Source organism: Pseudothioglobus sp. nBUS_23, assembly GCF_051201565.1.
Classification (GTDB): Bacteria; Pseudomonadota; Gammaproteobacteria; order PS1; family Pseudothioglobaceae; genus Pseudothioglobus.
Window position 1 is genome coordinate 360,367 of record NZ_CP179200.1, and the last position, 14,009, is coordinate 374,375.

Annotated in this window: 15 protein-coding genes; all 15 read left to right on the forward strand. The window is 31.0% G+C overall.

All coding sequences use genetic code 11. The features are described 5' to 3' along the window. Window positions 1-90 precede the first annotated feature (90 nt). The 15 genes from ACMAZA_RS01800 (at window position 91) to ACMAZA_RS01870 (ending at window position 14,005) form a co-directional block, all read left to right on the forward strand. The gene (locus ACMAZA_RS01800; RefSeq protein ID WP_435189500.1) at window positions 91-1,359 is read left to right on the forward strand and encodes a nucleotide sugar dehydrogenase; all 1,269 of its coding nucleotides are present in this window, start codon (window positions 91-93) and stop codon (window positions 1,357-1,359) included. Between the two features lie 57 nt (window positions 1,360-1,416). Next, entirely contained in the window at window positions 1,417-2,448 is a 1,032-nt protein-coding gene (gene gmd, locus ACMAZA_RS01805) for a GDP-mannose 4,6-dehydratase (RefSeq protein WP_435189502.1), read from the forward strand. Next, the gene (locus ACMAZA_RS01810; RefSeq protein WP_435189504.1) at window positions 2,445-2,969 is read left to right on the forward strand and encodes a dTDP-4-dehydrorhamnose 3,5-epimerase family protein; all 525 of its coding nucleotides are present in this window, start codon (window positions 2,445-2,447) and stop codon (window positions 2,967-2,969) included. The genes gmd and ACMAZA_RS01810 overlap by 4 nt, the downstream gene beginning before the upstream one ends. Before the next feature lie 9 nt (window positions 2,970-2,978). Then, on the forward strand, window positions 2,979-3,386 hold the full coding sequence (locus ACMAZA_RS01815) for a hypothetical protein (RefSeq protein ID WP_435189506.1): 408 nt from the start codon (window positions 2,979-2,981) through the stop codon (window positions 3,384-3,386). 8 nt (window positions 3,387-3,394) lie between these two features. Continuing rightward, window positions 3,395-3,946: a class I SAM-dependent methyltransferase gene (locus ACMAZA_RS01820; RefSeq protein WP_435189507.1), complete on the forward strand. Its 552-nt coding sequence runs from the start codon at window positions 3,395-3,397 to the stop codon at window positions 3,944-3,946. Further along, a complete protein-coding gene (locus tag ACMAZA_RS01825) occupies window positions 3,943-5,034 on the forward strand; it encodes a DegT/DnrJ/EryC1/StrS family aminotransferase (protein WP_435189509.1) in 1,092 nt (363 codons plus the stop codon). The genes ACMAZA_RS01820 and ACMAZA_RS01825 overlap by 4 nt, the downstream gene beginning before the upstream one ends. An 8-nt stretch (window positions 5,035-5,042) precedes the next feature. Continuing rightward, window positions 5,043-5,999: a GDP-L-fucose synthase family protein gene (locus ACMAZA_RS01830; RefSeq protein WP_435189511.1), complete on the forward strand. Its 957-nt coding sequence runs from the start codon at window positions 5,043-5,045 to the stop codon at window positions 5,997-5,999. Beyond that, complete coding sequence (locus ACMAZA_RS01835; protein ID WP_435189513.1) at window positions 5,996-6,859, forward strand: alpha-1,2-fucosyltransferase; 864 nt, start codon at window positions 5,996-5,998, stop codon at window positions 6,857-6,859. The genes ACMAZA_RS01830 and ACMAZA_RS01835 overlap by 4 nt, the downstream gene beginning before the upstream one ends. A 52-nt stretch (window positions 6,860-6,911) precedes the next feature. Continuing rightward, entirely contained in the window at window positions 6,912-8,240 is a 1,329-nt protein-coding gene (locus ACMAZA_RS01840) for a flippase (RefSeq protein ID WP_435189515.1), read from the forward strand. A gap of 23 nt (window positions 8,241-8,263) precedes the next feature. After that, a complete protein-coding gene (locus ACMAZA_RS01845) occupies window positions 8,264-9,127 on the forward strand; it encodes an NAD-dependent epimerase/dehydratase family protein (protein WP_435189517.1) in 864 nt (287 codons plus the stop codon). Next, complete coding sequence (locus tag ACMAZA_RS01850) at window positions 9,124-10,068, forward strand: nucleotide-diphospho-sugar transferase (RefSeq protein ID WP_435189518.1); 945 nt, start codon at window positions 9,124-9,126, stop codon at window positions 10,066-10,068. The genes ACMAZA_RS01845 and ACMAZA_RS01850 overlap by 4 nt, the downstream gene beginning before the upstream one ends. Beyond that, window positions 10,065-10,868, forward strand: coding sequence for a class I SAM-dependent methyltransferase (locus ACMAZA_RS01855; RefSeq protein ID WP_435189520.1), 804 nt, complete (start codon window positions 10,065-10,067; stop codon window positions 10,866-10,868). The genes ACMAZA_RS01850 and ACMAZA_RS01855 overlap by 4 nt, the downstream gene beginning before the upstream one ends. After that, window positions 10,865-11,950: a glycosyltransferase family 4 protein gene (locus ACMAZA_RS01860; RefSeq protein WP_435189521.1), complete on the forward strand. Its 1,086-nt coding sequence runs from the start codon at window positions 10,865-10,867 to the stop codon at window positions 11,948-11,950. Before ACMAZA_RS01855 ends, ACMAZA_RS01860 begins: the two co-directional genes overlap by 4 nt. Then, window positions 11,947-12,912, forward strand: a complete 966-nt coding sequence (locus ACMAZA_RS01865) for a GDP-mannose 4,6-dehydratase (protein ID WP_435189523.1) — start codon at window positions 11,947-11,949, stop codon at window positions 12,910-12,912. Before ACMAZA_RS01860 ends, ACMAZA_RS01865 begins: the two co-directional genes overlap by 4 nt. A gap of 82 nt (window positions 12,913-12,994) precedes the next feature. Next, window positions 12,995-14,005, forward strand: a complete 1,011-nt coding sequence (locus ACMAZA_RS01870; protein ID WP_435189524.1) for a glycosyltransferase family 4 protein — start codon at window positions 12,995-12,997, stop codon at window positions 14,003-14,005. Window positions 14,006-14,009 lie beyond the last annotated feature (4 nt).

Below are 14,009 nucleotides of genomic sequence, written 5' to 3' on the forward strand. Positions count from 1 at the left end.
CTATTAAATACGTAATGGTATAAAATGTTTTTCTTTGGCACTAAATTACTTTTATTAAAATAGATAGTGCATTTCAATTGGATTATCTAAATGGCTGAAAAAGTAATCGCGGTTATTGGACTTGGATATGTTGGCCTCCCTCTGGCTGTAGAGTTTGGAAAGAAACGCAAAGTAGTTGGATATGATATTGATAAACGTAGGATTTCAGAACTAAAAAAATTTATCGATAGTACCCTAGAAATTAGATCGAAAGACTTATCTGACTCTTCCCAACTATCTTTTACATCTGATTTAAAAGATATTGAAAGTTGTTCAATATATATAGTTACTGTTCCCACACCAATTAATGATGACAAATCTCCAAAATTAGATGCCTTAGAGGGTTCTTCAAAAAGTGTCGCAAGTGTGTTAAAGAAAAACGATATTGTAATTTATGAATCCACTGTTTATCCTGGAGCTACAGAAGAATTTTGTGTTCCAATTCTAGAAAAATATTCTGGTTTAAAATTCAATGTCGATTTTTTTTGTGGCTACTCTCCAGAACGGATAAATCCTGGTGATAAGGTTAATCGACTAATTAATATAAAAAAAGTTACTTCTGGTTCAAACCCTATAATAGCTAATGAAGTTGATAATCTTTATTTAGAAATTATTAAAGCAGGTACTCATAAGGCTAGTAGTATAAAAATTGCTGAGGCATCAAAAGTTGTCGAAAATACCCAAAGAGATCTAAATATTGCCCTTATGAATGAACTTTCAGTAATATTTGGAAAGCTAAAGATTGATACAGAAGAGGTTCTTCTAGCTGCAGAAACTAAATGGAATTTTTTACCATTTAGGCCAGGGTTGGTTGGAGGTCATTGTATTCATGTTGACCCATATTACTTAGCATATAAATCACTTGAGTTGGGCCATAATCCAGAAATTATTCTATCTGGTAGAAGAATGAACGATGGTATGGGGTCATATGTTGCAAATCAAGTTGCATCACTTATGGAGAAAAAAAATATTAGTTTCTTAAATGCAAATATACTAGTTATGGGCCTTACATTCAAAGAAAATTGCCCTGATTTGCGCAATACTAATGTTATTAATTTGATTACAAAATTTCAAGATCTAGGTTGTAACGTTGATGTTTATGATCCTTGGGTTGAAAAAGAAAACGCATTCAAAGAATTTGGTATAAATATCATTGAAAAGCCGTTAAATAACAAATATGATGGCATTGTTCTAGCAGTGGCACATGATCATTTTAAAAATATTCCACTTGCGACATTAAATGACTTTGGTAAAGATAATTTTGTTCTTTATGATATAAAATATATCTTAAAAGCTCATGAAGTTGATGGAAGGCTTTAAAAAAATAGAATATCAATATTAAAGTTAGAATTATTTTTACTACTGAGGGATAAAGAATTGAAAAAAGCTTTTATAACAGGCGTGACTGGTCAAGATGGGTCCTACCTAGCTGAGTTACTTCTAGAAAAAAATTATGAAGTGCATGCAATTATTAGAAGAACTTCGATTTTTAATACATCTAGAATTGATCACCTAGATTCTAATCCAAATTTTATTACTTACTATGGAGACCTAACTGATTCAAGCAACCTTAATAGAATTCTGAGGAAAATACAACCTGATGAGATCTATAATTTAGGAGCACAGTCCCATGTTGCTGTATCTTTTGAAGTACCTGAATATACTGCTGATGTTGATGCAATTGGAGCCATTAGACTATTAGATATAATTATTGATTTAAAGTTGAAATGTAAGTACTACCAGGCTTCTACATCGGAGCTATACGGAGGTATTCCTGGAACAGAGCCACAAAATGAACTAACACCTTTTTATCCAAAATCTCCATATGGAGCTGCAAAATTATATGCATATTGGGTCACAGTTAATTATCGTGAGTCATATGGCCTCTTTGCTTGTAATGGAATTTTATTTAATCACGAATCGCCTCGAAGAGGAGAAACTTTTGTTACCAAAAAGATAACTCAGGCAGTAGCGAAAATTATTCAAGGTAAGCAAGAGTATTTAGAGCTTGGTAATTTGGATGCAAAACGAGACTGGGGGCATGCCAAGGATTTTGTTTATGCTCAGTGGCTAATGTTGCAGCAAGAAACACCAAAAGACTATGTGATTGCAACAGGTGAAACTCACACTGTTAGGGAGTTTGTTGAAGCAGCTTTTAAGGAGGTGTCCATTGATATTTCATGGCAGGGAGTTGGTGTAAATGAACAAGGCATTGATTCTAGTTCAGGCAATGTCCTTGTTAAAGTTGCAGAGAGGTATTTTCGCCCATCTGAAGTTGAAATATTATTGGGCGACCCTTCTAAGGCTGAAGATGAATTAAATTGGACAAGAAAAATATCCTTTAATGAGCTTGTTTCTGGAATGGTTAGATATGATTTAGAAAATGAAGAATATGGTGGCAAAGAATGAGCATAGATTTTCAAATTGAGAAGTCTAATATAATAAATGATGTTTTGATCATTACCCCATCTATCTCTGAAGATGCACGAGGCAATATATGGACTTCATTTTTACATAGTGAGATTGACGAATTACTTCCAGAAGGCCTTTTTTTTAAGCATGATAAATTCTCTTTTTCAAAGAATAATGTATTAAGGGGTATTCATGGTGATAGTAAATCATGGAAATTGGTAACCTGTATTCATGGTGAAATTCAACAAGTTGTGGTTGATCTTAGGAAAGAATCACAAACTTATATGCATTGGGCAGACTTTACAATTAGTCATAATAATCAAATTTTGATATTGTTACCTCCAATGATGGGCAATGCATATCACGTAAAAAGTAAAGATGCTTTATATCATTATAAGTTGGCATATGAGGGAAACTATATTGATGCTGATCAGCAGCTTACTTACAGATGGAATGATGAAGAAATAGGTATTAAGTGGGACTGTAAAAAGCCCATTTTGTCAGATAGAGATAAATAGGAGTTTTTTATGGAAAAGATTAAACATAATAATCAAATTATCTCAATAATTTACCGTGAGTCAGATTGGGTTAAAGGTTTAAATTTTGTTACGCCAGATGAGTTATTTGTGCAGGTAGGTTCTTGGTGGTACGATAAGGGTAAAAAATTAGATTCTCATATTCATAAGGAGTTTGATCGCAATGCAACAAGAACCCAAGAGACAATTTATGTCAAACAAGGTTCAGTTAAAGTGCTTTTGTTCACTGAAAAAGAGGAGTTTTTTAAAGATTATGTTCTCTATCAAGGTGATCTAGCAGTTTTTGGCTATGGCGGGCATGGCTATGAGATACTTGAAGACGATACTCAAATTATAGAATCAAAAAATGGCCCATTTATTAATGTTGATTCAGATAAGAAAAAGTTCAATAATAAATAGATCTTATAATGAAATTACATTTAGGTTGTTGGTCTCGATATATTAAAGGTTTTATTCATATTGATTTGTTAGATATGGAGCATATTGATTATCAATGCAACATAGATAATCTATCAATGTTTGAAAATGACACGGTTTCATTAATCTACTCTTCTCATAATTTTGAATATTTTGATCGTGATAAGGCAAAAGAAGTATTAAAAGAATGGCGAAGAGTATTAAAGCCAAAGGGAATTTTGAGAATCGCAGTCCCTGATTTTGACAAATTAATTGAGGTTTATCAAAACACAGGGGAAATTAATAATATTCTAGGGCCATTGTTTGGAAAGATGAATATAAAAACACAAAAGGAGGAAATAGAAATTTATCATAAGACTGTTTATAACTTTACTAGTTTGGTTAAGTTACTTAATGAAAGTGGTTTTGAAGATGTGGCGAAGTATGATTGGCGAGATAGTGTTCATAGAGACTATGATGATCACTCACAAGCATATTTTCCGCATATGGATAAAGAAAATGGAATTTTAATTAGTTTAAATGTTGAGGCTGTAAAAGCATGAATGATTTTATTATGCAAATGCGTCCTTGGTTTGGAAAGGAAGAAAAAAAAGCCATTAGTGATTATATGGATGAAGATGGCTTTATAACTGAGTTTCATAGAACGCAAAGATTTGAAAAAATGATTGCTGAGTTTATAGGAGCTAAGCATTGCGTTGTCGTAAATAATGGTACAGTCAGTTTAACGCTAGCAGCAATTGCAGCTGGAATTAAAGCGAATGATGAGGTAATTGTTCCTAATTACACTATGGTGGCGACACCTAATTCAATCAAATTGTTTGGAGCAGAGCCTGTTTTTGTTGATGTTGAACCAGAAACCTTATGTTTAGATATAGAACTCGTCAAAAAGGCAATTACTAAAAAAACAAAAGCAATAATGCTTGTTACTGCAAATGGAAGGTATCCAAAGTCAGGAATTGATTCATTTGAAAAACTTTGTAAAGAGAGAGGACTTGTTCTAATAGAAGATGCAGCTCAATCATTGGGCTCGTATTTTCCTGATGGGAGGCATATGGGTACAGCAGGTTTAGTGGGTAGTTTTTCATTTTCTGCACCTAAGGTTATATCTACTGGTCAGGGAGGGGCAGTAGTTACTAATAATGATGTGGTAGCTAATAAATTACGAAAATTAAAAGACTTTGGAAGGAGTGTTGGAGGTAATGATATTCATGATGAAATAGGCTATAACTTTAAATTTACAGAACTACAAGCTTGTATTGGTATAGAGCAGATGAAAAAATTATCTTGGAGATTAGATAGAAAAAAACAAATTTTAAAGCTTTATAAAGCGCTATTAAAAGAGGTTTCTCAAATACAGTTTTTCAATCAAGAATTATCTTATACAACCCCTTGGTTCATTGATTGTCTTGTGGAAGATAGAGAAAATTTGATATCTTATTTAAAAGATCAAAATGTTGGGTCTAGAGTAATGTACCCACCAATTAATAAACAATTAGCATACAAAATTCCTGGTAGTTTTGTTGTTTCTGATTTTGTTGGTGAAAATGGCTTATGGTTGCCCTCTTCGGGTCAGCTTGAAGATTCACAAATTAAAAAAGTTTGTAATTTAATTCATGATTTCTATTTATAAATTTTATGATGAGAAAAAAGATTTATGTAGCTGGCCATAATGGAATGGTTGGAAGTTCAATCTGCAGGCAGCTTTCAAAAGAGTCTGTTAATATCTTAACTAGGTCACATCAAGAACTTGATTTAACAAACCAAGGTAAAGTATCGGACTTTTTTACAAGAGAATCACCAGATGAAGTTTTCATTGCTGCAGGGAGGGTTGGTGGCATTCTAGCTAATAGTACTTTTCCTGCTGATTTTTTATATCAAAATCTAATGATACAAACTAATATTATTGATGCTGCCTTTAAAAATGGAGTCAAAAAGCTGCTTTTTATTGGATCTAGTAGTATTTATCCAAAGCTATCAAAGCAACCAATGCAGGAAAATTTGTTATTAACTGGCCCACTTGAAACTTCTAATGAGGCCTACTCAATAGCAAAAATAGCTGGAATAAAAATGTGTGAAAGTTATAACAAACAATATGGAGAAAGTCATGGCTTGAGTTATCGAAGTATTATTCCAACAAATCTATATGGAACTGGAGATAACTATCATCCAAAAAATAGTCATGTTATTCCTGCACTAATAAGAAAAGTTCATGAAGCCAAAGTAATGAATCAAACATTGAATGTCTGGGGAAGTGGAAAAGCAAAAAGAGAGTTTTTATTTGTTGATGACCTGGCTTCTGCATCTATTTTTATAATGAATTTAAATAATGACACTTATTCTAAATCTGTTGATTTAAACTGTAGTCATATTAATGTTGGTTATGGTGGGGATATGTCAATTGAAACATTAGTAAATTGCATAGCTGAGATTGTGGACTTCAAGGGTTCAATTAAATTTGATAAATCTCAGCCTGAAGGCGTGCAGAGGAAATTTTTAGATAGTTCAAAATTGAATCATCTTGGATGGAATCCAAAAGTTTCATTAGTCGATGGATTAAGAATTGCATATGATGATTTTTTAAGACAATTACAATGATCATTTATTATTCTTCTTGGGGAATTGGAAATGAGTTTTTTCAATATGCATACTTGAGAAGTATTTCAAAAGAAAATGAAAAAATATTTTGTTTAGGAGGAATGCAAGAATTAAAAGAGGGTGTGGAACTCAATGATTCAAACTTTTTTATTTATACGCCTGGTCGAGTAATAAACTCTGTACTTCGGATCCTATTATTCCCAACCTTAGTATGGTTAGCAAAAAAAAGGGTATTTAATTTATATGAGCACAGACGAAATGATAAAGGCTTCTATCTGTATAAAAATTCAAAAAAGAAGGGTTTAATTCCAATAAACTTCTTAGAAACTGATTTTTTTCAGTGTGAATACATTCTAGATTTTAATAAAATTCATTTTGAATTGAAAAAAAAGTTTATTCAGCAAGCAAGTGAGATATTTTCTAGCTTTCCAAATGGGAGAAAAAAAGTTTTTGTTCATTTAAGAAGAGGAGATTATTTAAAAGAAACCTTTAATAATCAAAAGGGAGTTAATTTGCCATTTTCTTACTACAAATCAGCTCTTGAAATGATTAAAAAAGATATTCGAGATCCTTATTTTATTTTTTTATCTGATGATAGTGATTATGTTGAGCAGGCATTTAGGCATATAAGTGAGTCAGATAAATATATATCAACTAATCATCCTCTAGTAGATTTAGCTTTAATGTCTTTGTGTGAATATGGAATTTGTTCTAATAGTACTTTTTCATGGTGGGGATCATATTTAATGAAAAAAAAAGAAAAAGTCATTTTTCCTAAATATTGGTATGGCTGGAAAACAAAAGTAGAATCACATCCAGGCATACAACCTTCTTGGTCAAGTGTCATTGAAGTGAGATAGCTAAATAGAGTTGTTAGAGTTTTTTTGAATTCATTGGTCAAAAAGAAATATTATGAATCTTCTTCCTAAATTTGTTATCGAGAAACTAGGTGATAGAAAAAATTTAATTAAGATTCTAGATAATTTAAACTGGCTTTTTCTTGATAAGATAATTAGACTTTCTGTAGGTTTATTCGTTGGTGCATGGATTGCAAGATACCTTGGCCCTGAAAAGTTTGGTATTTTTAATTATGCTTCTGCAATAGTGGGAATGGTTGCAGCTTTTGCTACTATGGGTCTAAACGCAATTCTTGTTAGAGATTTGGTCAAAAACCCAGAAGAAGCAAACGTGACACTTGGTAGTGCGTTCATGCTTCAAGTTATTGGCAGTTTTTTTGCTGTATTTTTTGTTATTACAATTTCAATGGTATTAAGCCCAGATGATAAAATATTTCAGTCATTAATCTATGTTTTTGCAATATCTCTTTTGTTTAAATCCTCCGAGCCAATTAAGTATTGGTTTGAATCCCAAGTTGAATCAAGATATGTTGTTATTGTTGAAAACTCTGTTTTTATTCTAATTTCATTAATTAAAATTGCTTTAATTCTTAATAATTCTGCTCTAATTGCTTTCGCTTTGATGACTTTATTAGACTCAATTTTGGTGTTCTTTAGTCTAATTTATGTTTATGTATCTAAAAAAGGAAGTTTGTTTAAATGGCGTCCAAAAATTAATAGAGCGAAGGAGTTATTACTAGAATCATGGCCAGTAATTTTTGCTTCAGCAGTTTTGATGATTCAGGCAAGGGTTGATCAAGTGATGATTGGAACTATGATGGAGCAAATTGATGTTGGATATTATAGTACAGCCTTATATTTAATAGAGGGTGTTTGTTTTATACCAATGATTTTGATGAGCTCTATAATGCCTTCAATTGTTGAGGCGAAAAAACATTCATTTAAAAAATATCAGACTAAATTATATGACTATTACAGGCTAAATTTTGTTTTATTTATCATTGTAGCTTTACCTATCTATTTATTTTCAGAAGAGATAATTTTTCTTTTATTTGGAAAAGATTATGCCTATTCTGTGGTTTTATTGAGTGCAATGACATTCAGACTTTTTTTTGCAAATATGGGGGTTGCGCGACACGTATTTATTGTTAACGATAATTTATTGAAATTTTCCTTCTACACTATGTTTATAGGAACTATGGTTAATATTTTATTAAATTATATTTTGATTCCGATATTTGGATCTCTAGGGGCAATTTATGCTTCATATGTTTCTTTCTTTGTTACCAGCTTTTTCATAGATTTTATCTACATAAAAACAAGGAAGAATATTAAACTAATGTTGTTGGCAATACTCTTCCCTTGGAGGAGCTATAAAGCATAACAAAATGAGGTTTTGACAAAAAAATGATTCAACTAGAAAAAAAAATATTGGTTACTGGCGGAGCTGGATTTATAGGTAGTCATTTATGTGAAGAGCTTTTAAAAAATTCTAATTATCATGTTTATTCTCTTGATAATTACTTTACTGGTTCAGTAAAAAATCATATTAATGGAGTAAATTACATTAGAGGAGATACTGAAAATATTGATCTACTTGTCGATTTTCAACCTGACGTTATATATCACCTTGGTGAATATTCTAGGGTAGAGAGGAGCTTCAAAGACCATGAAATTGTTTGGAATTCAAATATTTTGGGAACTTTTAAGGTGTTAGAGTTTGTTAAAAAAACTGGAGCTAAGTTAATTTACTGCGGCAGTAGCACTAAATTTGCTGACAGTGGAACAGGAAAAAATCAAAGTCCTTATGCCTGGACAAAGGCTTCTAATACTGAGCTTGTCAAGAATTATGGAGATTGGTATGGCATCTCTTATGCCATTACTTATTTTTATAATGTTTATGGTGGAAGAGAAATTGATGAAGGTATTTATGCCACCCTAATTGGTATTTTTAAAAAGCAAACAATTAAGGGGATGCCCTTAAAAGTTGTGAGCCCAGGAACTCAAAAAAGAAACTTCACACATATCGATGACATAATTTCAGGGTTAATTCTTGTTGGACAAAAAGGTCTTGGGGATGATTTTGGAATAGGAAATTCAGATGCTTATTGCGTTTTAGATATTGCACAAATGTTTGGTGGAGAAATTGAAATGATTCCTGAAAGAAAAGGCAATAGAATGGATGCAAAAGTCATTTCTGATAAGACAAAGGCATTAGGTTGGAGTGCATCTAAATCAATTCAAGATTACATTAAGGAAATCAAATTGTGACTATTGTTAATTATGAAGATGATTTAAATATAGATCAATTTAATATTCCTATACTTTTTATGATTTTTAATAAATTATCTGAATCAAAGAGAGTTTTTGAATCAATCAAGAAATGTAAACCTAAAAAAATTTACCTTGCTTCAGATGGTCCTAGAGAAAGTTTTCCAGAAGAGAAAGAAATTGTTGAGTCAATCAGGAATTATGTTGTATCGAATATTGATTGGGATTGCAAAGTTTATAAATTATTTCGTGAGCAAAATTTAGGCTGTAAATATGCTTGCAGTGGGGCTGTTGACTGGTTTTTTGAAAATGAAGAAATGGGTATTATTTTAGAAGACGATACTTTGCCAAATCAAAGCTTTTTTAAGTACTGTGAAGAATTATTGAATTATTATAAACAGGACGAAAGAGTTGGAATGATTGCTGGGAACGCTCCAATAAATAACCATAATTTTGAAAAAAGTTATTATTTTTCAAGATATGTAAGGTTTTGGGGCTGGGCAAGCTGGAGAAGAGCATGGCAAAAGTATGATGTAGAATATGAACATTTTAATAATTTTATAAAACTAGGTGGGTTAAGTGCAGCAACAAGGAGTTCAAGAGAAGAACAGTATTGGAAAAAAATAGCCAATAATGGAATAACAAATACTTGGGACTATCAGTGGCTATTTGCTAGCTGGCAAAATTCAATGCTTACTGTTATACCTCATATTAACCTTGTAACAAATATTGGATTTTCTCCAGATGCAACCCACACTGTTAATATTGAATCTCACCATAATAATGCTGAGAGTTTTCAGATTCACCTTCCTTTAATCCACCCTAATTTTATATTTGATAATAAATTGCTTGATGATAAGGCTATTGAACAAGAATTTCTCCCTAGTTTTAAAAGAAGATTTTTATATAGGTTTAAAAAATTTAAAAAGTTATTTCTATGACTATTAATCCAAATCAAATGGAATGCAAGATATGTGGAAATGAAAGTTCTTTAATTTTTGAGGCTGAGATTCTTAATCAATATCAAATTCAATATTTTCATTGTAAAAATTGTTATTTTTTGCAAACTGAAAAGCCTTATTGGCTAAAAGAAGCATACAGTGAATCAATAAATATTTCAGATACTGGAATTATGGTTAGAAACCGAAATATGTCTCAAATCACTACTTTAATTATATTTTTTTTATTTAATCGTCAAAGGAGTTTTTTAGATTTTGCGGGAGGTTACGGAATTTTAACTAGAGTGATGAGAGATATTGGTTTTGACTTTTACTGGACTGATAAATATAGTAGTAATTTATTGTCAAGAGGTTTTGAATTAAGCTCAAATAAGAAATATGAAATGGCAACAGCCTTTGAAGCATTTGAGCACTTTGAATATCCATTAGTTGAATTAGAGAATATTCTAAAGGTAACTGATAGTTTGTTGTTTTCAACAGACCTATCATCAAATGAAATTCAAGCGCCAGATAAATGGTGGTACTATGGACTTGAACATGGTCAGCATATTTCTTTCTATAATATAAAGACTCTAGAATTTTTAGCTCAGAAGTATAAGTTGAATCTGTACTCAAATAAAAGTTCGATTCACCTGTTAACAAGAAAAAAAATTAGTAAGTTACTTTTTTGGTTTATTTTAAAAATGAATCGATTAGGTCTATATTATTTAATCTCTTCTTTTCTTTCTTCAAAAACTGGGGATGATATGAATCAGATTATAAAAAAGCTTAAATCCAAGTGAAAATTATTTATGATAGTTATATTTTTACTGAACAGAAATATGGAGGTATTTCTAGGTATTTCTCTGAACTACTAAAAAAATTTAATAACAATGATATTCAAGCATCAGCTCCGTTACTGTTCTCAAATAATCAATATATCAGTGATGGTCAGTTCGTTAAGCATTATCAATTTTTACCAAATAAAACAATTAAGGGAAAACAGAGATTATTATTTTTAATCAATAGGATAGCCTTTCTATTCTTTTTAAAAGTTAAAGATTTTGACATAATTCATCCAACTTACTATGATGTATATTACTTAAAGCTAGTTGAAAATAAAAAACTTATATTGACAGTTTATGACATGATTCATGAAAAGTTTTATGATGATGAGGTGTCTCGTAGGAAGCAGATTTTATGCGAAAGAGCTGATTTAATTATTGCTATTTCTCAAAATACAAAAAAGGATTTAATTGAAATTTTCAATATTCAAGAATCTAAGATAAGAGTTGTGTATTTGGCTAGTTCACTTAATAAAAATAGTGTTATGAAATCATTGCCATCTTTGCCTCAAAAATATCTTTTATTTGTTGGGCATAGGGGTTTGTATAAAAATTTTGAAAGATTTGTAGTTGCCATATCAAAAATACTTAATGAGAATGTTGATCTGTTTGTTATTTGTGCAGGTGGTAATAATTTTGAAGATTCTGAGATAAGCTTGTTTAAAAAATTCTCTTTAGAGGAGAGATTTATTCAGTTTAATATAGATGATGATACAATTTCTTCATTATATAAAAACGCATTATTATTTGTGTTCCCCTCTTTATATGAAGGTTTTGGCATACCCCTATTGGAAGCATTTTCATGTGGTTGTCCAGTTGCATGCAGTGATGCCAGCTCTTTCCCTGAGATAGCCTTGGATGGGGCGGTTTATTTTGATCCTGAAAATGTTGATTCCATGTATCATTGCATTTCACAAATTCTATTTGACCAGGCAGCAAAGCAAAAACTAGTTTCAAATGCATACAAAAGGCTTAATTCTTTCTCTTGGGAAATAACAGCTTCGGAGACAAAAAAAATCTACAATGAGGTTCTCAGTTGAAAGTTGCTATTATTGTTGGAATAACCAGCCAAGATGGAATTTACCTTGCAAAACTCCTAATTGATAAAGGATATTATGTTGTTGGAATAATTAGACCTAAAACTAAAATGTCTTTCAATAAACTAAATTCAATAGGAGTTAGCGCTGAAGACATTATGATAGAAAATTTAGATTTGATGAATATTCAAAGCATTAAACGAATTTTACAAAAATACCAGCCAAATGAAATTTATAATTTGGCAGCACAAAGTTCAGTTGGTAATTCGTTTGAACACCCTATTGATACATTTTATTTTAATACTAGTTCAGCTCATAATTTGCTAGAGGCGATAAAACAATTTTCTCCAAATAGTAGGTTTTATCAGTCCTCAAGCAGTGAAATGTATGGTGTTGTGGACAAATTACCAGTTAAACTCTCAACGCCAATGAGTCCAATAAGCCCTTATGCTATTTCTAAGGTGGCGTCTTATTTTATGGTGAAGACTTATAGGGAGTCTTTTAATGTCTTTGCATCTAATGGAATTTTATTTAATCATGAGTCACCATTCAGAGCTGAAAATTTTTTTACTAGAAAGATAATCACTTCTGCTTTTGCAATAAAAGAGGGGAGGCTAGACTTTCTTGAAGTTGGAAACTTACAGATTAGAAGGGATTTTGGTTATGCTAAAAAGTATGTTGAGGCCATGTGGAAATTGCTTCAACACAAGGAGCCCATGGATATCATTATTTGTTCTGGAGAATCAATTTTACTCAGAGATATAGTAGAATATGTTTTTGATAAACTTAGTCTTGATAAAAAACTTATTGTTGAGAAAAAAGAGTTATTTAGACCAAATGAAATTTATGATATTTATGGAGATAATGAAGAGGCTAAAAAGATCTTAAATTGGAATTACAATTTTTCTTTTTTTAAAGTTATTGATATCCTTATTGAACATGAGGCTACTAGAGCTAAAAAATAATAGTTAAATCATATTGCAATAGTAATTACTTTAGTTCAATCTAAGCTGTAAAATTTAGGTACTTTATTTTTCAAATTTTTAAATGAAAAAAATAATCTACTTAATACCATTGGACTCAATAGGTGGTGGTGTAGAGGTTGCCGCGAAAGGCGTTAGAAACATAAATAATCCTCTCTATAGTTTCAATGTTGAATATATATTTAAAAATAAAGCTGATCTTTTCGATATCAGCATGATGTTAAAAGCTGTTCAGAGGGTTTATTCACTTAAGCCAGATGTTTTGATTCTCTCGCTCTGGAGAGCTCAGTTTGTTGGAATACTTTTTAAATTAATTTCTCCAAGAACAAAAATTATTTTTTTTGTTCATAGTGCAGAAGATGCCCATTTTTTAGATTATTTTCTCTCTAGACTTACTCTTTTAATCTCATCTGAAGTATGGGCAGACTCAGCAACTTCCCTCAAAGAAAGATTTAATCATTCTTCATTAAAAATTAATAATGGTAGAGTTATTTCATTCAGTGCCAGAAAAATTAGTAAATTAAAAGTTAAGAAAGTAAAGCCTAGTTTTATTTTTTGGGGGAGAGTTGGAAAAGAAAAAGGAGTCGAAAGGGCAATAAAAATTTTTTCTAAAATCTTAAAGTTTTATCCGAATGCAACTTTTACAATTATTGGTTCAGATGGGGGTACCTTAAAACTAGTAAAGAGATTATGCAAGGAGTTAGAGATTCAAGATTCAGTTATTTTTTTTAATGAAATGAATTTTGATGAAATTGAAAAGAAAGCAGCTAACGCATGTTTTTATTTGCAAACAAGTTTATATGAAGGAGCTGCAATGTCAGTTATGGAGTCAATGAAGTTAGGTCTTGTGCCAATTGTTACTCCTGTAGGAGAAATATCAAAATATTGCGATTCTTCTAACTCTGTGCTAGTTTTTTCCGATCAAGAGGTAGCTCGTGATGTTATTATGATTCTAAAAAACAGCAGACTATATGATGTTTTAAGTACGAATGCTTCATTAAAGTTTAAAAGCCAATTAACTTATATCGATTCAATTAAAAATAGCTGTAATGATATGATAAAAAAATTATTTTGACTAC